At 47.2% G+C, this 22,617-nt stretch carries 14 protein-coding genes; 9 read left to right on the top strand and 5 right to left on the bottom strand.

From position 1 onward, the window contains the following. The first annotated feature begins 397 nt into the window (after nt 1-397). Together AC6EJC_RS05670 and AC6EJC_RS05665 are read left to right on the top strand one after the other, a co-directional pair. On the top strand, nt 398-1,342 hold the full coding sequence (locus AC6EJC_RS05670; protein ID WP_444953123.1) for a copper amine oxidase N-terminal domain-containing protein: 945 nt from the start codon (nt 398-400) through the stop codon (nt 1,340-1,342). A 4-nt stretch (nt 1,343-1,346) separates the two neighbouring features. Next, the gene (locus AC6EJC_RS05665; RefSeq protein ID WP_444953122.1) at nt 1,347-4,610 is read left to right on the top strand and encodes a DUF5704 domain-containing protein; all 3,264 of its coding nucleotides are present in this window, start codon (nt 1,347-1,349) and stop codon (nt 4,608-4,610) included. 278 nt (nt 4,611-4,888) lie between these two features. Here the strand turns inward: AC6EJC_RS05665 and AC6EJC_RS05660 are convergent, their stop codons facing one another. The 3 genes from AC6EJC_RS05660 to AC6EJC_RS05650 all read right to left on the bottom strand — a co-directional run bounded on the left by AC6EJC_RS05660 (nt 4,889) and on the right by AC6EJC_RS05650 (nt 7,712). Then, nucleotides 4,889-5,890, bottom strand: coding sequence for a DUF5643 domain-containing protein (locus AC6EJC_RS05660; RefSeq protein WP_444953121.1), 1,002 nt, complete (start codon nt 5,888-5,890; stop codon nt 4,889-4,891). A gap of 63 nt (nt 5,891-5,953) precedes the next feature. After that, entirely contained in the window at nt 5,954-7,156 is a 1,203-nt protein-coding gene (locus AC6EJC_RS05655) for a DUF4179 domain-containing protein (protein WP_444953120.1), read from the bottom strand. Next, the gene (locus AC6EJC_RS05650; RefSeq protein WP_444953119.1) at nt 7,128-7,712 is read right to left on the bottom strand and encodes an RNA polymerase sigma factor; all 585 of its coding nucleotides are present in this window, start codon (nt 7,710-7,712) and stop codon (nt 7,128-7,130) included. The genes AC6EJC_RS05655 and AC6EJC_RS05650 overlap by 29 nt, the downstream gene beginning before the upstream one ends. Before the next feature lie 176 nt (nt 7,713-7,888). Here AC6EJC_RS05650 and AC6EJC_RS05645 point away from each other — a divergent pair, with 176 nt between their 5' ends. Continuing rightward, nucleotides 7,889-8,071, top strand: coding sequence for a hypothetical protein (locus AC6EJC_RS05645; protein WP_444953118.1), 183 nt, complete (start codon nt 7,889-7,891; stop codon nt 8,069-8,071). Between the two features lie 270 nt (nt 8,072-8,341). Next, nucleotides 8,342-10,813 carry a rhamnogalacturonan lyase gene (locus tag AC6EJC_RS05640; RefSeq protein ID WP_444953117.1) on the top strand — a complete coding sequence of 824 codons (2,472 nt, stop codon included), beginning with the start codon at nt 8,342-8,344 and terminating at the stop codon, nt 10,811-10,813. Between the two features lie 172 nt (nt 10,814-10,985). Here AC6EJC_RS05640 and AC6EJC_RS05635 read toward each other — a convergent pair whose 3' ends face one another. Both AC6EJC_RS05635 and AC6EJC_RS05630 read right to left on the bottom strand, forming a co-directional pair. Continuing rightward, nucleotides 10,986-11,471, bottom strand: coding sequence for an HXXEE domain-containing protein (locus tag AC6EJC_RS05635; RefSeq protein WP_444953116.1), 486 nt, complete (start codon nt 11,469-11,471; stop codon nt 10,986-10,988). 336 nt (nt 11,472-11,807) lie between these two features. Next, the gene (locus AC6EJC_RS05630) at nt 11,808-12,857 is read right to left on the bottom strand and encodes a substrate-binding domain-containing protein (RefSeq protein WP_444953115.1); all 1,050 of its coding nucleotides are present in this window, start codon (nt 12,855-12,857) and stop codon (nt 11,808-11,810) included. A 732-nt stretch (nt 12,858-13,589) separates the two neighbouring features. Between AC6EJC_RS05630 and AC6EJC_RS05625 the strand changes: the two genes are divergently transcribed. From AC6EJC_RS05625 to nifK, 5 genes are all read left to right on the top strand, one after another. Beyond that, entirely contained in the window at nt 13,590-16,871 is a 3,282-nt protein-coding gene (locus AC6EJC_RS05625; protein WP_444953114.1) for a glycoside hydrolase family 32 protein, read from the top strand. Nucleotides 16,872-17,142: 271 nt separating this feature from the next. After that, nucleotides 17,143-18,612: a nitrogenase cofactor biosynthesis protein NifB gene (nifB, locus tag AC6EJC_RS05620; protein ID WP_444953113.1), complete on the top strand. Its 1,470-nt coding sequence runs from the start codon at nt 17,143-17,145 to the stop codon at nt 18,610-18,612. Between the two features lie 6 nt (nt 18,613-18,618). Further along, on the top strand, nt 18,619-19,485 hold the full coding sequence (gene nifH, locus AC6EJC_RS05615; RefSeq protein WP_025683102.1) for a nitrogenase iron protein: 867 nt from the start codon (nt 18,619-18,621) through the stop codon (nt 19,483-19,485). A gap of 87 nt (nt 19,486-19,572) precedes the next feature. Next, on the top strand, nt 19,573-21,021 hold the full coding sequence (gene nifD / locus AC6EJC_RS05610) for a nitrogenase molybdenum-iron protein alpha chain (protein ID WP_444953112.1): 1,449 nt from the start codon (nt 19,573-19,575) through the stop codon (nt 21,019-21,021). Continuing rightward, nucleotides 21,018-22,547, top strand: coding sequence for a nitrogenase molybdenum-iron protein subunit beta (gene nifK, locus AC6EJC_RS05605; protein WP_444953111.1), 1,530 nt, complete (start codon nt 21,018-21,020; stop codon nt 22,545-22,547). The genes nifD and nifK overlap by 4 nt, the downstream gene beginning before the upstream one ends. Nucleotides 22,548-22,617 lie beyond the last annotated feature (70 nt).

Below are 22,617 nucleotides of genomic sequence, written 5' to 3'. Positions count from 1 at the left end.
TTTTTAGTCCGGTATGATTTATGATGTAAGAAATATTGGATGATGCTGGAATAATGCATATGGTGGTATGAGCTGATATATTCATAGTTTTGTTGCGCGTGAAGCACACGGGCTGTTTCTTCCTTCATAGGGGAGAGGCAGCCCTTTTTTGTTGAGATTTCCAGAAATATAACTTTTTTAAGAGTTAGTTCTATAATTTAGGAGAGGGATTGCTCAATAGAGTCTATTTGTTTGGATTGCTTTGTATTAGAAGTTTTTCTTATAGATTTTGTAATAGGGAAACCCTATAATATATAAGTTGTATCCAGTATTTTCCGAAAGTGGGGATGCGATAAGTTTATGAGATTAGAGATGATATACATAATTTAAAGTTTAAGCAGACAAAGGGGATAGAGAGATGAGTATGAAAAAATGGATGTTGAGTTTGACCGCAGTCACGTTGCTATGGGGTGCAACAAGTAGAATTCCAACGACGGAGGCGGCAAGCAACTCCAAACCAATTGAAGTCTTGTTAAACGCGAAAAAAATACAATTTCCGGACGCTAAACCTTTTCAGGATGGTAACGATTATGTGATGGTTCCGATCCGATTTGTATCCGAAGCGCTGGGGGCTAAGGTAGGCTGGGAGAAAACAGACGGTCAGTTGGCTGTGTCGATCAAAAATGATACACATGCGGTCAATATGACGGTTGGACAGAACACAGCTACCGTGGATGGACAGACCAAAACATACGAAACGAAGATTATTTTGAAGCAGAACCGTACTTTTGTGCCACTTCGTCTTGTAAGTGAAGGATTGGGGCAAACGGTAGAGTGGGATAAGGTCAGCCGCTGGGTCTGGATTGGGAAGAAGGAAATTGCTGCGTTGGAGGATACGGGGCATCAGGCGGTGAGTATTGAGCCGTATAAGAAGGCATTCACGTCTAACCCATATCTTTTAAAAGATGCGCAAGGAAAAGTATATGACAAAGTGATGATTTTCAAAGTTTCTGACCTGCCTCTAAAGCTAGTACGTGACGTTTACAGTATTGAACCTTATACCAACGCAAAAGGTACGCCTTACTTAAGAATTAGAGCTAAAACTAAATCTACCGCAGGGAATCTTTTCTATATCTCAAGGAATAATGACACACGCTATCGTTATGCTGTTGAAGAACTGACTACGGACAACGGCGATGGTACGAGAATGTTATATTACCCTATTTATTCATCAGGAGATGAGCTTTTTAACGGGATTAAGAACTATAAATCCTTGAAGTTGCGAGATATTGAATATATCGGATTTCGCTTGGCAGCAGATGACTTTATTCCGTTGATGGTCAATCCGTGGAAAGGAAACTAGGCTGATGAAGAAGGCCAAACGTATTATGGTCGTATTGCTGGCGGGGGTTCTGTTGCTATTGCAGCTCCCGCCTTTTTATTTTCCCATTGACAAAGTAGCAGCAGATACGGAAGTTACGCCGCTTTCCTATTTTGCAGATAAGAATGATCGCTACTTTGTTGGTATGATGTACTTTGACATGTGGAAAAATAGCAGTAATATATGGGTTACCGATCATAAACAACCCAACAAAGGTATGGATGGGGAGGCCACTTTCACATACAAGTTTCAATTTCCAGGAAGGAAGATTAAAAACGTCGAGGCTCGACTATATACGGCATCAGATCCATCCAAATATTTTAGTGAATCGCGACAAGATAGCTACGCAGAATACAGTGATTCTATAAGTCTCGGAACAACCGATGGAAATATTCGTCCTTTTCAAAAGAAAGGGATCGGCACGGACACTACAATTATTCCGATAACTGTAAACATGAAATTGAATGCCTTTAGGCCTAAAAATATCAAGGATGAATCCTGTCCGAATTGTGCTGCTAATGTTGAAGCATACCGCATCTACCAGCCCATTCTATTTAAGATCGAACTGGAGAGCGGTCTAATCGTCAAGCATTTTACCACTGATGGAAAATCTCTTAACAACGTATTTACACCAATAGAAGATGAACTAAAACCTGATCAACCGTATGATTTTACCCCGCCAACCAACCCAAAATATGAGTATGTGGGTTACAAGAAAAGTACGACAGGTAAACCGCCGAGCGGAGATATTTTGCCGGGAATTGTACCCGGGTTTACCTATGACGGTTCTTTTGAGCAGTTTACCGCTTATTTGTATTACAAAGAAGGTCAGGGCTGTCCTAAGCCTGGAGAAAGCCAAGAGGGAGCACCCGCAGATTGCCAAGGCGAGGAACAGCCGACCAAAGGTGTTGTCTGCTCCCGCCCCGTTCCTGGCCTGCGCTTGGAAACTACCGAACTGGACCCGTCAGTATCTGCCGTTATCAAAGCAGACCAGCGTGGTCAGGAACGATTTGACGTATCCAAAGGTATTCCTACTTCTGAGAGCCTGTATGGTCATGTGCAATCCAAGAGATACCTTTTTCAACATAAGTTTGTGAACATGTCTGGCCAGTGTACATATACGGTGAATGTAAAACGGGAATATCGGTTGACCTGGCGGCCTAAGAAAAAATCTCGGCGGAGTGAAACTGTGAAGCGAACCTATACTTACCAAATTGTTCGTCCGTACTCTTATTGGACGATAGACAATTTGGAGGTGTACGGCATCAAGGAGGCTACGCTCCGAAATTATGCGTTACCCAATGAAGCAATCACTATACGTCCGCAATCCTATACACCCCCTTCCTATATTGCAGCGACCACGGGCAACTTTTATCCGCCACCTGCACCAGGGACAGTGGATGGCGGTAGCCGTAGCAAAAACGGTGGCAGCAGCAAGCCGAGTGTGCCTGATGACCGCAGTGTACTGAAATCCAAGGCAGAGGGGGCTGTTAAGGAAATCGAAGTGGAGAACGACACCCTGACCTTTGAAAACAAAATCATTATGAATCCGGAGCGCGTCAAGGTGAATGGCCCTAGGCCGGGTGTTATTCCCTCTTCGGGAGCGATTGGGCCGGATGTGTTGTACAGTCCGGATCATGTGATTGATAAGCATAAGATGAATAAGTCCAATACGCCCAGCAACGGTGACATCACTTACGCTATTCTCAAAGGAAATATCAATGGAGGTGCTGATAAAACGTTCCCGATACAGGGAATCAATACGGTGACTGTCCACACTCCCGTAGTGAATCTTTCTAGTGTGTCGGACGATGCTGCTCATAACCAGAAAACCCAACCTACGAAGGGACGGTCGGCGCTTATTTTGGAGCGTCCTTTCCGGGTGACGATTTCGACAGCAGGTCCGCATTTGAATATTCCCGGATATGGTGATCGGGAGTATGCCAAATACGTACGAACCAAACAGGTGCGATTTCCGTTCGATGTGTACGACAAAGGGAAGACACAATTTTATCAGCGAGGTACTTGGATTGACATTCCGGTGCTGCAGTTGGATACAGACTTTTATTTGCCGGTATGGGTGGATGAAGGCAACTATACAGTTGAGTTCCGTACCATTGCTGAAAATGCACCGGATGGTTTCATCGAACAGCGCCATGCCAACACGGATATCGCCCATCATGTTGCCAATGATGTGGTAAATATTGAGGTCATCGGAAGGATGTATGATTTTCATATCACGGATATTACAGATTACCATTGGGAGCGGGTGTTTCGGCAGCGAAAAGGAAGCTCGACGCATAGCGGCCTGTCCTATTGGACGGGGCTTGGCAATATTGACGGGTTGCCTAGAGGGAACCAGGAGCCATTCACCTTGCCCGTTCGCCCCGGCAGTCACCCCTATGAAGGTTATGCAAATGTGGCGGTCAAGACAGGCTATCATTTCAAGTTTGACCTCAAAACCAAAGGTAATATGTTTAGCGCCCAGGATGGTATTCGTATCACGCCATCGTTCTATTGGGTGAGCAAAGATGGGAGACAGCGGGAAGAGGTGGATCTGTATACACATTCCGGCAGCCGAAAATTTATCCGTTTGGGATCGGCGGAGGATCGGGAGAAGCGATATGTTATTTTGAATGAACGGCTACGCAATGTGCCGATGGAGGAAATGCAGGACACAGCAGCCTACCACTATCAACATGAGCTGAGCGAAACGCAGAGGAATCAGTCGACGCTGGAACGTTATGTGGCGGTGTACGCCCAGCGTATTGCACGCAGCAAGACCTGGATCGGACGCTACGACTGGCTGGTGCTGCCTGCGGCTGTGCGTACCTTGATTGGTCCGAAGACAGACCTCCCGGATGGGGTCAGCGTGGATCGCGCTAATGCGTCGATTCAGCGCTGGTATGGCGAATATAGTCTGCCTGCCGATGTGTACGCCGTCACCAAAGGGACGGATTTACGTAATGAAAGCCGTAAACGGGAGCTAAACGAGCATACAGATTTTTTCAAGAAGACAGGCTTTATCGTGGTTCGCTTTAATTTGGAGTCGCTCCGTCAGGGGGACACCGAGCATCCACATTTGCAATATATTAATGGCCCACTACTGAACCAATGGCAACTAGAGGGATATCGCAGAGAGATAAAAGACCCGTACGGACACGTCTTTCATTTACAGGACGGAGATGTCGTGTTTTATCATGCAGACCAGTCGAGTCGGGACGATTTCAGTTCATTTGTCCCTCACTAATTGGGGTATACAAATTAAGGATAACCTAAACTTATCTTTGACGATGTTGTACAAGCTTGACAAGCTCCTGTGTAGAGCGCTCGGTCGCTTTCCAGCTTTTTTACCGATGCTCCCTTACTGGTGCAGGTGCAATGTGAGCGGATAATGGAAGCCACTTCGGCACTAGTATAACCAGTAGAACCAGTAAAGTAAGCAGGGGAAGGAATGGCTTAACGTAAAGTAAACAAAACGAGCAAGCCTGGATTCTCTTTCAGGCTTGCTCGCTTCTTGCATCGATGTTATTGGTCTGGCACGGGAATGGTCATTTCGAGTTCCTTAATGTATGTTTTATCTCCGTTTTTATATTTCCCGTCGGCTCCCTTGCCTTGACCGACAATACTCCAATTAGAGGGATCGACTGTAAATGTATACGGTTTGATCGTCACATATTGGGGTTTGCTGCCTATAGCACTGTACAGCTCATCAATATGATACTTCGTTCTAGGCTTGCTATTATAGAAGCCGACTTTCCGTTGCTGAAGCGTTTTCCCCTGATCATCTACGATGTCATAATACATCATGGATGGAGCGTATTTTCCTGTCTGCTTGGAAGATGCAGGCACTTGACCTTCGCTATCCAGCACCAGCCGGGTTGTACGGGAGGTAATATCGAGTTGTTTGACTGTGTAACTGAATTTCCCGCTCTTTTGGGTTTTATTCGGCTTGATACTCACCATATTACCGTCCTTTTTAACAGGGACTTTAAACTCAAAAGGCTTGCTGATTCCGGTAACCCCTACCTGGATAGTCATTTCAAACTCGTCTGGAAGTGCATCCAACTGATTGTATTCAGCTTCTACGGCGTTCTTTTGAGATACTTTGTCTCCGAACGAGCCAAAGCCTTTAAATGCCTTCCCATCAATCAGAATTTCAGGCCTCTTGATATAGCCCTTCTTTTGATCTTTCTCAGGAACCATATACTTCTTGAGGCTTTTACTGGCCTTGGCATCTACTGGGAGGTACAGGCTCATGACTCCCTCAGGTAAATTTTTGCCTCCACGTTCGATGGAGAAGGACAAGCGTTTGCCATCATAGAACACATCGCCAAGCTTCAGTGTAACCCCGTCCTGCGTTAGGCTCAGATTGGAAGAAGCGGCTTGCGCGGATTTCGCGTCACTAGCGGCTGCTGCAATGGGGGATATGAATTTTGGTATTGCTGCTCCTGATCCCAATATCGCGAAAGCCGATGTTGTAAGCAATACCCGTTTTAGAAATGTAAATTTTAAGTTTGTCTGTTGCATCAGACATACTCTCCTTTCATAGAAGCTTGTAATTTGAAATTCATGTATTGAATAAATTTGTGACTAGTTATTCAGGGGAATCTTCATTTCGAGTTCCTTGATGTATGTTTTATCTCCTCTTTTATGCTTGCCGTCAGCTCCCTTGCCTTCACCAACAATGCTCCAATCAGCCGGCTTGACGGTCAAGGTGAACGGCTTAATCGTTACGTATTTCGTGTTCGGCTTAAGAGCATCATACAGCTCATCCACATGGTATTCTGTCTTAGGCTTGCTATGGAAATATCCGAATCTGCGCTGCTCAAGAATGTTGCCCTGATCATCCACAATATCGTAATACATCATCGTTGGCGCATACTCTCCCGTCTGCTCCTGGGAAGCAGGTACTTCACCTTTACTGTCCAGCATTAGACGAGTCGTAGTTGAGGTGGATTTCAATTCCTTCACGGTATAGCTGAAGCTGCCGCTGGTCTTTGTCTCATTCGGCTGGACAACAATCATCGTGTTGTCTATTTTCACCGGAACCTTGAATTCATAGGGTTCATCAACACCTGTCATCGAAGTTCTAACCGTCAACTCAAACTCGTCCGGCAGGGAGCCCAACTGCATGAACTCCCCTACGATTGAATTCTTTTTCTCTGGATCATCACCGTATAAGTATTGGTGAGAGTCTACCTTCTTGCCATTAATCAGTACTTCCGGATGAGATTGAAAGTACCCCTTAAGCTGATCCTTCTCAGGCACTTTATGCTTCTTTACCCATTCCTCATCGCTATTTTCAGTTTTGGCATCCATAGGTAGATAAGGACTCATAGAGGTTTCCGGCATATTCTCGCCCTTACGCTCAATAGAGAAGGACAGGCGCGTGCCGTCATACAGAACATCACTCAATGTCAGTGTAATCCCGTCATGAGTCACACTTTCATTAGGATGACTGAGAATGCCCTTATCTACAGCAGTCTGAATTTCATCCACACTCAATCCATAAAAAATACTGCCAATTCCGGGAATATGCTTCAGTGTGGCCGCCATGGTCGGTGATATAAATCCGGCGCCTACCACTCCTGCCCCTAATACGCCGACTACGGATGCCGCCACGACAGCCCGTTTTGCGAACTTTGATTTTGGCGTCTTTCTTGGCATGGCTCTTTCTCCAATCTTCTTCATAATCTGATCACTCATACTGCCTCTGGGCATGACTGATTCATTAATCCAATTTTCCAACTGGTCCATTTCGCGCTCATAAGGTGGTGTTGGGTGTTTGTCCATTAACAAGTCCTCCTTTGCTTCTATGGTCCAGCAGCTTGCGCCGAAGCCGCTCATATTTTTTGCGGATGGTTGCTGACTTTAAACCCATAATGTTGCTAATCTCCTCAAAGCTGTATTGCTCAACAGCTTTCAGTAGCAGAATATGACGCTCTTCTGGTGTAAGATAAGTCAGCAGTTCTTCAATAACACTTTTATGAGGGGATACCTGAGCGATTGACTCTTGTTCCTTGACCTGCTGAACCAGTTTGAGCCAGCGGCTGTGTTTCCTTTTGATGTTCATTAAGTGATGATAGGCCATCTTGTATAGCCACGCCGAGAAGCTGGTCTGTCTGCTGTATTGATGAAGATTCTCATAGGCTCTGATGAAAATGTCCTGAACAGCGTCCTCTGTTGCTTCATGATTCCTCAAAATATAAAAGCAGTAGGTGTACAGCTGACGCTCAAATTGCCGAATAATGATTTCATAAGCCTGCTGTTCACCTGCCTTGACGCGCTCTACGGCCAGCTCAATCTGGCTGTATTTGTCCTGTGTATCCCCGGGGATGGTTGCCTGCAAGAGCTCACCTCCTTGTATTTATGTCTATATAACAATCGTAACTGGCCTTTTTGTGACATCATTTTTTAGAAAATTTGTTGGGTTCCTTTGAGCACAGCTTATACATATTTATCATATCTCATGGTTTTCACATATTCTCACATGGCCTTGGGAGTAAACATTCACAGCTGGAAAAGATGGATCGGGGACTGGTAGCTGCGGCTACACAAGAGAGAGTATTTTTAAGCCTGGCAATTATTGGCTTACGAAGCGAACGGTTATGGCCTAACAGGGCTGCAACCATCGACCATGACGGCTATTTGCTGTATAGCGTGATTTCCGGCGACAGCCATTGGGACACGAGAATGCACAATATATGACGAACATTGATCCTGATTGGCGACGTAGACCCTGAACAGCAGGGGCTGAAAAGATGCCGGACACCAATATTCAGCTTCAAGAAAGCTGCTTGGTGGGGCTTATTTCAATTGAAATGGGCAACAACACGGATTTGTGAAGAGAAATCATCGGATATTTAAACGCGTTCGGGAGAACTGCAAAACTATAATAATAAAGAATTTGAATTTTGTAAGCGCAATCATCTTGGCGTACTTGCTGTCATCACAACACAATTGAGGAGGACGACTTGGATGGCTCAAAGGAAAGGCGCATGGCGAAAGGGAAGCTTGACCGCCGCGTTGGCAGCGATGCTGGCGATGACGGGTACGACTGGAGCAGCGGCTGCGGAAGACTTGTCCGAACCGACGACGCTACAGGCGGAATCAACAATCGCTGCTGAACAGAACCGTAGTGGCAGCATCCAACTGGAAAAGCTGGATCGGGGACTGATAGCTACGGTGACGCAGGAGGGTGTATTTTTAAGCTGGCGATTGCTGGCCCAGGAAGTGAATGGCTACGGCTCAACAGGGCTGACGGGAGCGGACTTTAACGTATACCGTGACGGCAAGAAGATCGCGACGGTAACCGACAGCACCAACTATGTGGATAAGGAAGGCACCGGAAATGCAGTGTACAGGGTGGCTTCGGTCGTTAATGGGCGGGAAAAGGATCGCAGCGTCAAAGTGAAGCCATGGCAGCAGGGTTACTATGAACTTCCTCTCCAAAAGCCTGCCGATGGAGTAACGCCAGCAGGTGAATCCTATACCTATTCGGCCAACGATATGAGTGTGGGGGATGTGGACGGAGACGGGCAATATGAATTTTTTGTGAAATGGGACCCATCCAACTCCAAAGATGTATCTCAGAAGGGGTATACCGGAAATACGTATGTTGATGCATATACGGTCGAGGGTAAGCTATTATATCGGATCGACCTGGGTGTGAATATTCGATCAGGTGCGCATTATACACAGATGATGGTGTACGATTTTGACGGCGATGGGAAAGCCGAGCTGATGTTCAAAACGGCTCCGGGTACCAAAACGATTTCTTTTGATAAGAAGGGCAAGCCGAAAAAAGAAAAATATATTACCCTGCCTCGTGAGGATCGTAAAGCAGGGATTACGCACAAGGACGATTATCGTTTAAGCCGCTCGGATTATTATGAGCATGTGGTGAACATGTTTATGAACTGGACGAAGCATGAAGAAGTGGCCAAGGGACAATGGCCTGCTACGCTAGAGGAATGCTTTGGCATCGCTCCGAAGTATAATTATCCGTTATCCCGAAAGGATGCAGAAAGCCTGACAGACTACTTTATGGATGTATATGCGCCTGCACGGAGCGACAAAAACAAGCTGAGAGAGTTTGAAGGCTTCATTGTGGATGGACCGGAGTATTTGACTATTTTCAAAGGAAAAACGGGGGCTGAGCTGGATACCGTCCGCTATGAGCCGGAGCGTCATGACGATGGCCTCATGTGGGGGGATTACGCCATGGCCCGGATTGAACCCGCCAATCGCGTCGATCGTTTCCTCGCAGGAGTGGCTTATCTGGACGGCCGCAAGCCTTATGCTGTATTTGCACGCGGCTATTATACACGTTCTACCTTGGTCACCTACACATGGGATGGACACCATCTCCAAAAGCATTGGATGGTGGACAGCGGCTGGGCGCCGATGACCAATCCATTTAACGACAGCCCGCACGGGCGTGACGGAACGGACTCGCAATTCGGTACTTTGACCACACAGGGAGCGCATTCGTTTGGCGTCTCGGATGTGGACGATGACGGAAAGGACGAAATCGTGTACGGCGCCGCCACGATCGACCACGATGGCAGCTTGCTGTACAGCTCGTTTGATGTCATGCCTCCTGAAAGCGCGATTCCGGGCCAAACAGCTAGACTGGGACATGGCGATGCGCTGCATGTGACGGACATTGACCCGGATCGACCAGGTAAGGAAATCTTTATGGTGTATGAGGGCGGTACCTATGCTCCTTATGGTTATGCTCTAAGGGATGCCAAAACGGGCAAAGTCATTTACGGAGGATATTCCGGTAAAGATACAGGCCGGGGAATGATCGGTGATATAGACCCTGAACAGCGAGGGCTGGAAACCTGGGCCATGGGCTTGTGGACCGCTGCGGGTAAACAGCTCGATACGAAGATGCCGGGCACCAATATGAATATCAAATGGGCCGCCGATATGACCACCCAAATCGTAAACGGAGCGATTGACGTGACTCCAACCATTGAGGACTGGAGACGGGGCACACTGTTGACCGCAACTGGAACTAAAACGAACAATTATACGAAAGGAACGCCATCGCTGGTTGCGGACGTTTTCGGAGATTGGCGCGAGGAAATGCTTGTCCGTACAGCGGATAGCTCGGCGATCCGTATCTATGTGAGCACCGAACCTACAACACATAAATTATACACGTTGATGCATGATCCGCAGTATCGGGCGGACGTGGCCCGCCAGAATTCGGCCTATAACCAGCCATCCTATACAAGCTTTTACTTTGCATCCGATATGAATTGGGCGAACGTGCCGATTCCCAAGCTCTACACGCCAAAAGCAGCGATTGAGGAAGAGAGCAACGACAAAGCGGATGAGGTAGAGGCATCGGAGAAAGATGAAAAAGGAATAGATGGTAAAGAAATAGATGCAGAAGAATTAAAGGTAGAGTCGGCGGAATCAACAAAGGATTTATAAAAGAATAGCCTAAGACTTTCCCAGCATTAATAGTTATTAAATGTTTGGCTCTGTTAAATTTAAATGTTGATGTTTTAATAAATTAGGGAACTCCTAACGAAAAGGAGTTCCCTAATTTATTAAAAGTATCTATTATTATAATAAAAAACTTAATAAACTGATTTTACAGTTTCTAATAAAACTGTTTAGTAACATATTTTCCTACTTTAAATAAACCAGGAATTAAACTTAACAACATTCCTCCTACAATAAGTGTTGATAAAAATAACGCTCTAAATGTTAATTCATTGTTTTGAAAAAATTGATAAATAATAAAACTATTAATAGGAATAATTAATAAAATACCAGTTAAGAGTCCTGGTGCATATCTTTTTAACACAATGGTTGCAAGTAAATGCGGGAAAATAGTATTAATAATCATTGAACCAAGGAAACCAATAAGAATGTATTTAGCTATAGTTGAATTTGGGAAGAATAAATAAAAAAAGGTTGAAAGATAAGCCAAAGAAGTAATAAAAATTACTGCAAAATAAAATTCGCTTTTCTCCACAGGCTTCTGGAATTTTGAAGCTTGATTCGACCACGCTGGCAACCATAATGCTTCTTCTAGATTATGTAGTGTAATAGCAAATAAAAATAGAATAACTAATTCTCCCAATAGAAAACCTCCTCTATACAATCTGTTTTTTACTTTAAACCTTCTGTGTTACAGCGTTAATTCCGTGTTCAACATAAACTCCCTACATTAGCGTTTCATTCATTGATAGGCTTGTTCTTTCTTTGTATTCATAAAGCCTTAGTAGATAGCTAGAAAAGTTCTAAAATGAGGGGAAACGCTGAAAGTAGCGGAGAGGACGGAACGATTGCAAAAAAGCGTCAGCGGTCGCCTTTGTATCCGGATTTTAACCACTAAGCCATTAAATTAAATCCGGATACAACAGCGATTGGAGCAACGTTCCGTTCGCGGAGCGTCGTCAGAACACCTCTTTTACTCTTACCCTTCTATTTGTAAAGCTGGAGTGGACTCTCTAAATATCGGCTCTGTTTTGATATGCGTGATTTGGTAAGGTCTGGAGGGATCTTTGATCCGCGCCAATAGCATCTCAGCCGCCGTAATGCCCATTTCGTTGTTGTAGATATGCACGGTGGATAAATGAGGCTCCACAATCCGGGATTCAGGAGCGTTATCAAACCCAAACACAGCAATATCCGCAGGAATTTTCAAATTTTTATTTTTGAGCGCTTTCATGACACTGACGGCAATAAAATCATTGGCGCACACGAACGCAGACGGTAGCACGTTCATGCCCTCCAATTGTTTATCCATCCAATCCGATTCGGAGAAAAAATTTCGGTCTTGATCGACGATACAGCAAGATAAATCCACATTTAGCCCCGCTTCGATTAAAGCTCTGTTATATCCAACCCACCGCTCGTTGAAGCTTTTGCAATGCTTATAATCCCCAGCAAAACCGATCCGCGTAAATCCTCCCTGGATCAGGCTTTTGGTGACAGAATAAACGCTATGTTCATTTTCCATCAACAATAAATCCGCTTTCAAATCAGGGTAAAAAATGTCCACAGAGCAATCAATAAAGATCGTGGGCAGTCCCAAATCCGTAACGAGTTCACTATATTGTGGATCAAACATTTCAATACAAATGATTCCATCGACCTTGGAAGCTTCAAAATTGTTAGGAAGTGTTCCTGCATGTACTTCATTTTCCCGCACAATATGAATCGACAGGTTATATCCTTCTGCGCTTATTCTTTTCTCCAGACCACTGATGAGGAAGGAGCCAAAATGTGAGCTGTTCGGCAGATTGCATGTGAACAGGGCAATGTTACCTTGATTTTTCGGGATGATACTCTCCGTTTCCATATAGGCAAATTGCTTATATTTGAGCTCAATGGCTTTTTTTATGACCTTGTTTCGAGTATCAACCGGGATGTTGTCATTACCGTTAATCGCTTTGGATGCGGTATTTCGGGAGATTCCCAAAGCGTCAGCAATGTCTTGAATGGTGACTTTTTCTTTCTTCATAGACAGGTTCCACCTTCACTAATAAATGGATTGCCTGAGAGGTACAGTTGCCTCTTACGGCTCTCCGTTTAGACCCTAAATGTATCTTAAATGTATAATAGTTCGCATAAAATAGCAATGTTTACATTACAAATGAACAAATAATATTTACATTTGGAAAGTTTATTTGATAACTTATATTTATCTCCATCGGATCGGCAAATGAATTTAAATTCAATCTTATATAAGCTAGACAAAAAAAGTGTGCATGGGAAACAGAGAGGACAGATCGATGCTGTGTAAGTGAAGCGGTCATTGTTAATGGGTAACTTTCAAAGTTGGATTATATGTTATGACTGTTATCATTTCTTCTTATAAAAGCATAACTTATTAATACTATTTTTAGTCAAATGTAAATAAATTGTTTTACAAAAATAATTGACGAATGACATTTCGATTTGGTAAATTGAAGATGAAAATTGTAAGCCTTTTCAAATTTGTTGTACAGACGGTTTATTACAGATTGGGGGAATTGCGAGTATCAGACGAACAGGAGACGCTCGTCGTATGCTTCGATACGCAGGAAGTATATGTAGACCGGACACGGTCAGGCTGTTCGGATTTTCACGACACATTATTTTCCCTAAAGCTTTATACGCTGAAATGAGATGTTCTCCATGACGATCTAAACAGCGGATTTTCCAGTTATTTTGTAGTGGATGCGCGGTGTTGATCCGTACTAGAAGGTAGGGGATGAAGGTGGAGTTTACAAACACGCGAACGAACCTGACCGATTGGCAGATTAAGGGACAGGGGCACATGGAGGATAACGTCCAGGGTCTTTTACTGAGGTCGGAGCCACAGGAAATTGTGATAGCTATGTCTGGGACAATGTCAAAGGATTTTAGTTTTGAAGCAGATGTTATGGTCATAGACACACATGCAGAGGCTGCGCTTGTATTCCGTTCCAGTGAGGATGGACGCTCCTCCTACATGCTCCAGATCGCGCCGGATGCCGGATTGTTGCGATTGCGGGATGCTGCCGGAGACACTGAAAGACTGAAAGAGGAACGTCGGGTAGATTTTAAAAAAGGAGATATTTATCATCTCAGGGTGAGCGTGGAAGGATCTCATCTTCAGGTGTACTGGGATGAGGGCTATAGTCCAATCATGGATATAGTCGATACGACGTATACAGCAGGATATTTGGGGCTGAATGTTTGGAATGGCTCGGCCTTGTTTCAGAACATTCAGGTTAGTGATATGGATACCAATGTAAGTGAGCCGCTGCTGATCCGTGGAAAATGGGAGCCTGACCTGAGGGGACAGAGGGCTGAGGGAACAAGTGCAGAAGGTGCGTTGAAAATATATGGCTCCGCAGCTACAGACTTGGTACTGGAAGGGAGTATGACGCTGAATCCTTCTGAACCGGGAATGGAGGCAGGATTATTTTTGAGAGGGAGCCAGAACGGAAAGGATGGATATGTTGCTTCTGTGCAAGGCGAAGGCAATCAGGTTCGTGTACAACTGAAGAAGGCGGACGGAACGGTGATTACAAGGTCGGCGCAGACGTATCCGGGTACAACGGGCGGCAAACACAGTTTGGAAATCAACGCACATGGAGAGCGGATTCGCGTATTTATAGATGGCTATACTCCTGCGGCGATTGACATTGTGGATAACAGCTATTCCAGTGGTTTTACAGGCATGAAGGTAGCTGGGGGGACAGCTTATTTTCAGGATTTCTACCTCACCCCGGCCCCGGATTACTATACAGAAAAGTACCGACCCCAATATCATTATTCCCCTGCCAGAGGTTCGGCCAGCGATCCGAACGGATTGGTTTATTTCGAAGGCGAGTATCACCTGTTCCATCAGGATGGAGGACAATGGGCACATGCGGTCAGCACCAATCTATTGGATTGGAAAAGGCTACCGTTTGCATTGGAGTGGAATGATCTCGGCCATATCTGGTCAGGATCGGCTGTAGCAGACCTAACCAATGCCTCCGACTTATTCGGCGACTATGGCGGAAAAGGGCTGATCGCTTATTATACTTCTTTCAATCCCGATCAGCCCAGGGGCAACCAGAGAATCGGTCTTGCCTACAGCACGGACCGGGGGCGTACATGGCAATACCCGAAAGACCGTCCCATTGTGATAGAGAATCCGGGCAAAAGTGAAGACGACCCCGGCAACTGGGATTTTCGTGATCCGAAAGTGGTATGGGACGAAACCTATCAGCGCTGGATCATGGTCGTGTCGGGAGGCGATCATATCCGTTTTTTTACCTCCACGAATCTAATAGATTGGATATGGACGGATAATTTCGGCTATGGCGATTATATACGTGGCGGGGTGTGGGAATGCCCGGATCTATTCCGGCTTCCGGTCGATGATGAAGATGACTATGAAGATAATCATGAAATTAATTTTAAATGGGTGCTCATGATTAGCACAGGAGCCAGCACGAACACTAAGGGTTCGGATGCTGAATATTTTATGGGTCAGCTGACGCCTGATGGCAAATTTCTTAATGATCTTTCGCCTGGGAATGTGTTAAGAACCGATTGGGGCAAAGAATTCTATGCCTCCATGTCCTTCTCGAATATACCCGATGGGCGGCGCATTATGCTGGCATGGATGACGAATTGGGACTACCCGTTCAGCTTTCCGACCTCTCCCTGGAAGGGCCAGTTTACCCTTCCTAGAGAGTTGTCGCTAAAAAATACCCGCGAGGGTATTCGTCTTGTGCAGCATCCGATATCCGAGCTGACTTCGCTGCGTTCTGGTTTATTTTCGCTAGACAACCAGAGCGTCACGGAATCTTCTCCGAATATACTGGAAGGTTTGAACGCAGGCGCCTATGAGATTGAAGCGGAGTTCGAACTGCCTTCCGTTGGAGTTGCCTTGACTTTTGGTTTTTACGTGCGGGATGGCGGTGAGCAAAGAACGGCAGTCGGCTATAAAACAGACGTACAACAATTGTTTGTAAACCGTGCTGATTCAGGGCTTACTGATTTCTCCAGTCTATTTTCAACGCTTCATGAAGCATCACTTGCACCCGTCGGAAATCGAATCCAAATGAGAATATTCGTGGATGAATCCTCGGTCGAGGTGTTTGGGAATGACGGAGAAGTCGTATTTTCGGATATTATTTTGCCCGATTCGGCGCGAAGAGGGATGAGCTTTTTCGTCCAAGAGGGTGAGGTCAAAATCGTTTCCCTTCGTGTATATGCGCTACGAAACAGCTGGAGGCTGCCAGATGCTTCGTTCGCCAGAGTGATCATGGATCACACGTATGTGGAGCTTGCGAGGGAGCAGTCAAAGCGTTTGTATGCGAGTGTGGAGAATGAGCCTGGGGTAAAAGAAAACTTGCTGATTTGGGCTTCCAGTAATCCTGGAATTGTGAAGATCACCGCGTCTGGAGACGGAAGTGCATTAATGGAGCCGAGTTCGCTCGGAGAAGCTGTTATTACGGCTTCCGACTTGGAGGGTAAGGTGCGTGGCAGTACCTTGGTCAAAGTGCACGGCGGGGTGTTTCATACCAACCTGACGGGCTGGAAACCGGATGTTACCGCATCGCAGTGGATCGTGACAACGGATGGGATACGTGGAAGCTATATCATGGATGCGAATTACATGGCTAGTGAGCAGGCGAAAGATTTCACGTATGAGGCAGATGTGAAGTTATCTGAACATGGGAGTGCAGGCTCCATGCTCTTCCGTGCCAATGCTGACGGATCAAGCGGCTATTACTTGAATGTGGACCCCAATATGAAATCCATCCGTCTGTTTTATAAAAAAGACGGTCGATTCGAGGACCAGCAGGTGCTTACCAAGGTTCCGAGGTTCGTCCTGCCAGATATGTTTTATCATATTAAAATCGTGGCAGAGGGCCTGCGCATTCGCGTTGACGTAGACGGTGAGCCAGTCATCGACCTGGAAGACGGTACGTTTACTGAGGGATATTTTGGTGTGAATGTATTTGGGGGACAGGCTTTTTACCAACATGTCAGGAGTGGAAAAATTTAAATTTTCTTATTCATCAGGAGAGCCGTGTATACGGACTCTCTTTTTTTACGGCTTGATGTCATTGAGAAAATGAAATGTAACCGCACACATGTGAAGAGTGTGATATCTTATCTAACGCATAATTTGACACATATGTGAAATGAGGACAAATGTCAGGGATTTCATGGAGAAGTGAATTGACTGGATTTACTCCTGACTCTAAGATGTGATTATATTCCAGGCTAAAAAAGAGGTTTGTGTTAGGTAATATAACGTTGAGAGGAGGGAATGAATGGACTCTTTAGCTGATCTCTCGGAGACCCCCTTAGCATTAGAAATCCTCAGACGACATCCCTGTTATAACGAAGAGGCGCATCGCTATTTTGCGCGCATTCATCTTCCGGTGGCCCCGGCATGCAATATTCAGTGCCATTATTGCAACCGCAAATTCGATTGCATCAATGAAAGTCGTCCCGGCGTTGTCAGTGAACTGCTTACGCCGGAGCAGGCGGCGCGCAAGACCTACGGCGTAGCGTCACAGCTCATGCAGCTGTCCGTTGTCGGCATTGCGGGACCTGGAGATCCGCTGGCCAATGCGGACGCAACCTTCGATACCTTCCGCCGGGTCCGTGAGACAGTTAAGGATATCATATTCTGTCTCAGTACGAATGGCCTTACCTTGATCAGACATGTCGACAGGATTGTAGAGTTGGGTATTTCGCATGTCACGATCACGATCAATGCTGTAGATCCCGTCGTGGGGAGCCGCATTTATGGATGGGTCTATGATGAAGGAAAACGCTATACAGGAGAGGAGGCCGCACGGCTGTTGATTGACCGCCAACTGGCAGGCTTGAAGATGCTAGCTTCGAGAGGCATTTTGTGCAAGGTGAATTCGGTGCTGATTCCCGAAATCAATGATGCCCATCTGCCGGAGGTAGCCAGGGTGGTCAAGGAGCACGGCGCAGTGCTCCACAACATTATGCCGCTCATCATCGCTCCCGGCAGCCGGTATGAGCAGGAAGGGATACAGGCCCCCCGTCCCCGTCTGGTCCGGCAGCTGCAGCAGCAATGTGCTGACGCGGGAGCCGTCATTATGCGCCATTGCCGTCAGTGCAGGGCGGATGCGATCGGACTGCTGGGCGAGGATCGCAATCAGGATTTTACATGGGAGAACATAGCGGCTGCTCCCCCCATGGATGAAGGGGCAAGGGCACAATTTCAGACAGAACTGGATGAGAAGGTGAGAGTGAAAATGGAACGCAAGGAGGGACAATCGCATCGTAAACAATCGTCAACTGGGGCCGGCTGCAGCTGCCCGTTATCGGGAGATCAGCCTGAAGCAAGCTTTACCTCAAAGCCGGTTCTGATCGCTGTGGCCAGCCGTGGCGGAGGGAAGGTGAATCAGCATTTCGGCCGTGCCAAGGAGTTCATGATCTATGAAAGCGATGGGACCATCGTAAATTTCATAGGCATCCGCAAGGTGCAATCCTACTGTCATGGGAAAGCCGATTGCAATGGGGACAAGGCCGAGACGATGAAGGAGATCCTTTCCATGGTGCATGACTGTGCATTGCTGCTGTCGTCCGGCATAGGCGAAGCCCCCAAAGAGGCATTGCAGGAAGCTGGCGTGCTGCCTATTGTATGCGGAGGGGATATTGAGGAATCCGTTCTGGAATATGTAAAATTTCTACGTTATATGTATCCTGTACAGAGCAGTAAGGGAAGTAAGCATTCACCCATTCAACATTTTGGAGGCTGAGAAAATATGAGACAAATTGCATTTTACGGTAAGGGCGGTATCGGCAAATCGACAACCTCGCAGAATACACTGGCTCAGCTCGCGACCAAATTCAAACAAAAAATTATGATCGTAGGCTGTGATCCCAAAGCAGACTCCACCCGACTTATTCTCAATACGAAGGCCCAACAGACAGTACTGCATCTGGCGGCTGAAAGGGGTACGGTAGAGGATTTGGAGCTGGAGGATGTTGTCCAGAAGGGCTTCGGAGACATCCTGAACGTGGAATGCGGCGGGCCAGAGCCTGGTGTCGGCTGTGCAGGGCGCGGCATTATCACAGCCATTAATTTTCTGGAGGAAGAGGGGGCCTACGAAGGGCTGGATTTCGTGTCCTATGATGTACTGGGGGACGTCGTGTGCGGGGGCTTCGCCATGCCGATCCGGGAGAAGAAGGCTCAGGAAATTTACATCGTATGCTCAGGCGAGATGATGGCTATGTACGCTGCCAACAATATTGCGCGCGGGATATTGAAGTATGCCAACAGCGGCGGGGTGCGTTTGGGCGGCTTAATCTGCAACAGCCGGAATACGGACCTGGAAGCGGAATTGATTACAGAGCTTGCAAGAAGACTGAACACGCAGATGATCCACTTTTTGCCGCGTGACAATGTTGTGCAGCACGCTGAGCTGCGCCGTATGACCGTTACCCAATATAACCCGGAACATAAGCAGGCTGCGGAGTATGAAGAGCTGGCAGGTAAGATTTTGAATAACGATATGCTAACGGTTCCCACTCCCATTTCCATGGAAGAGCTGGAGGATCTGTTGATGGAATTCGGCATTATTGAGGATGAAGAGACCGCAATTAACAAAGCTGAGGCGTCGGGGCAGTAGACCGCAGCCAGAAGGCTTAATGACGGAGCCATTGTGTGATGATGGGGGAGCTGAGCGCGCAGCTTGCAGGAGGGAGGAATAGGCCAAATGAGCAGTATTGTGGATAAGGGAAAGCAGATCGTAGAGGAGATACTGGAGGTATATCCCAAGAAGTCAAAGAAGGACCGGACCAAGCATTTTGAGATCGCGGATGAGGAGCTTGTGAACTGCGGAACCTGTTCCATCAAGTCCAACATGAAATCACGGCCAGGCGTCATGACGGCGAGGGGCTGCGCTTATGCAGGGTCCAAGGGCGTGGTATGGGGCCCGATTAAAGACATGGTGCACATTAGCCATGGTCCCATCGGCTGTGGACAATACAGCTGGGGCACCCGTCGCAATTATGCGAATGGGGTATTGGGAATCAACAATTTTACCGCCATGCAGATTACAAGCAACTTTCAGGAAAAGGATATCGTGTTCGGCGGAGATAAGAAGCTGGAGGTGATCTGCAGGGAAATTAAGGAGATGTTCCCGCTGGCCAAAGGTATCTCCGTTCAATCCGAGTGTCCGGTTGGGCTGATTGGTGATGATATCGGAGCTGTGGCCAAGAAGATGACAGAGGAGCTGGGCATTCCGGTCATTCCTGTGCGCTGTGAGGGCTTTCGCGGGGTGAGTCAGTCTCTGGGCCATCACATTGCCAATGATGCTATCCGCGATTTTCTGATGGGTCGCCGGGAGCTGAAGGAGTGCGGACCTTATGATGTCTCCATTATCGGGGACTACAATATCGGCGGTGATGCCTGGGCCTCGCGCATTCTGCTGGAGGAAATGGGACTGCGGGTCATAGCGCAGTGGTCAGGTGACGGCACGATCAATGAGCTGGGGATTGCCCATAAATCCAAGCTCAACCTGATCCATTGTCATCGTTCAATGAATTATATGTGCACAACAATGGAGCAGGAATACGGAATTCCCTGGATGGAATATAACTTTTTTGGTCCGACCAAGACGGCGGAGAGCCTAAGGGCGATTGCCGCCCGCTTTGACGAGACGATTCAAGAGAAATGTGAACAGGTCATCGCCCAATATATGCCACAGATGGAGGCGGTCATCCGTAAATATCGCCCCCGGCTGGAAGGCAAAAAGGTGATGCTTCTAATTGGCGGGCTGCGGGCAAGGCATACCATCGGTGCTTATGAGGATCTGGGTATGGAAATTGTGGCTACAGGCTATGAATTTGCCCATAAGGATGATTACGAAAAAACGTTTCCCAATGTAAAGGAAGGCACTATTCTGTACGATGATCCAACGGCCTATGAGCTGGAGGAATTGGCCCAACGGCTGAATATTGACTTGATGGGCGCCGGAGTCAAAGAAAAATATGTGTATCACAAAATGGGCATTCCCTTCCGTCAAATGCACTCCTGGGATTACAGCGGGCCTTATCATGGCTTTGACGGCTTCAAGATTTTTGCGCGTGATATGGATATGACCATCAACAGTCCAGTATGGAGCCTGCTGTCGTCCCAGCAGACTGTGGAGGTGTCGATATGAGCGAGCGTCTGAATATTGTCGATCACAATCAGCTGTTTCGGCAGGATAAATATGTGCGCCAGCGTGAGGAGAAACGAGCCTTCGAGGCCCCGTGTTCGCCGGAGGAGGTTACCGCCACCCTGGAGTACACCAAGACCAAGGAATACAAGGACAAGAATTTTGCCCGTACCGCCGTAGTCGTGAACCCGGCCAAGGCTTGTCAGCCGCTGGGAGCGGTCATGGCTGCGCTGGGCTTCGAAAAAACGCTCCCGTTCATTCATGGCTCACAGGGCTGCACGGCCTATTTCCGCAGCCATCTTGCCCGCCACTTCAAAGAGCCTGTTCCTGCCGTATCCACCTCGATGACCGAGGATGCCGCCGTATTCGGCGGCATGCGCAATCTCATTGACGGTATAGAGAACTGCATTGCCTTGTATCAGCCGGAGATGATTGCGGTATGCACGACTTGCATGGCAGAGGTGATCGGGGATGATCTGTCTGCCTTCCTGGCCAATGCCCGTCAGGAGGGAGCCCTTCCCGAGGATATGCCGGTTCCTTTTGCCAATACCCCCAGCTTTTCCGGTTCACACATTACAGGCTATGACGCCATGCTGCGCTCTGTACTGGAGACGCTGTATAACAAGTCGGGACGGACGCCGCAGCCTGGTCATGAATTGAAGCTGAATGTACTGCTTGGGTTTGATGGGTATACGGGCAATTTTGCAGAAATGCGGCGCATACTGGAATTGTTTGGCGCTGCGTATACCATTCTGGGTGACCACAGCAGTAATTTTGATTCAGGCGCTACTGGAGAGTACAGCTACTATTACGGGGGAACGCCGCTTGAGGATGTGCCCAAGGCCGCAGATGCAGCCGGTACGTTGGCAATCCAGCAGCACTCTCTTCGTAAAACATTAGGTTATATGAAGCGAACCTGGGGGCAACAAGTGTCCTCCATCTCCACGCCGCTGGGCATCCGCGCTACAGATCGCTTGCTCGAAGAGATAAGCCATCTGTCCGGAAGAGAAATTCCCGAGACATTGAAGCAGGAGCGCGCCCGAATTCTGGATGCCATGATGGATTCGCATGCTTATCTGCACGGCAAACGAGTGGCTATGGCGGGAGACCCGGATATGCTCATCGGCCTGATTGGCTTTTGTCTGGAACTGGGCATGGAGCCAGTGCACATTGTCTGCTCCAATGGGGACCGGAAATTTGAGAAGGAAGTAGAGCTTCTGCTGAAGTCCAGCCCTTACGGTGCAGAATCGACGGTGCATTGTGGTCAGGATTTGTGGCATATGCGTTCGCTGCTGTTCGAGGACCCGGTGGACCTGGCTATTGGCAGCTCCCATCTGAAGTTTGCGGCCAAAGAGGCGAACATTCCTTTGCTGCGTGTAGGCTTCCCGATCTTCGACAGGCATCATATGCATCGTTATCCGATTATCGGCTACCAGGGTGCGCTGAATCTGCTCACCCAATTCGTGAATACCGTACTGGATGTCATGGAAGAGCAGGCTCCGGATCATAGCTTTGATCTGGTGCGCTAATTGCTGTATCGCGTAGAAGGAAGTTGGCAGCTTGGCTGGTGATTTCAATGGATTCTATCTGAAATAAGGG

This window comes from Paenibacillus sp. TY11 (assembly GCF_059772165.1).
Note: the sequence above shows the minus strand (reverse complement) of the source record. Positions and strands in the feature narration are given on the sequence as shown.

Excerpts from the sequence above, each read along its gene's own strand:
- AC6EJC_RS05645 (WP_444953118.1), top strand. The coding sequence starts at position 7,889 with ATGGATCGGGGACTGGTAGCTGCGGCTACACAAGAGAGAGTATTTTTA.
- nifH (WP_025683102.1), top strand. The coding sequence starts at position 18,619 with ATGAGACAAATTGCATTTTACGGTAAGGGCGGTATCGGCAAATCGACA.
- AC6EJC_RS05655 (WP_444953120.1), bottom strand. The coding sequence starts at position 7,156 with ATGGACAAACACCCAACACCACCTTATGAGCGCGAAATGGACCAGTTG.
- AC6EJC_RS05625 (WP_444953114.1), top strand. The coding sequence starts at position 13,590 with ATGAAGGTGGAGTTTACAAACACGCGAACGAACCTGACCGATTGGCAG.
- nifB (WP_444953113.1), top strand. The coding sequence starts at position 17,143 with ATGGACTCTTTAGCTGATCTCTCGGAGACCCCCTTAGCATTAGAAATC.
- AC6EJC_RS05660 (WP_444953121.1), bottom strand. The coding sequence starts at position 5,890 with ATGCAACAGACAAACTTAAAATTTACATTTCTAAAACGGGTATTGCTT.
- AC6EJC_RS05640 (WP_444953117.1), top strand. The coding sequence starts at position 8,342 with ATGGCTCAAAGGAAAGGCGCATGGCGAAAGGGAAGCTTGACCGCCGCG.
- AC6EJC_RS05630 (WP_444953115.1), bottom strand. The coding sequence starts at position 12,857 with ATGAAGAAAGAAAAAGTCACCATTCAAGACATTGCTGACGCTTTGGGA.
- nifK (WP_444953111.1), top strand. The coding sequence starts at position 21,018 with ATGAGCGAGCGTCTGAATATTGTCGATCACAATCAGCTGTTTCGGCAG.
- AC6EJC_RS05665 (WP_444953122.1), top strand. The coding sequence starts at position 1,347 with ATGAAGAAGGCCAAACGTATTATGGTCGTATTGCTGGCGGGGGTTCTG.
- nifD (WP_444953112.1), top strand. The coding sequence starts at position 19,573 with ATGAGCAGTATTGTGGATAAGGGAAAGCAGATCGTAGAGGAGATACTG.
- AC6EJC_RS05670 (WP_444953123.1), top strand. The coding sequence starts at position 398 with ATGAGTATGAAAAAATGGATGTTGAGTTTGACCGCAGTCACGTTGCTA.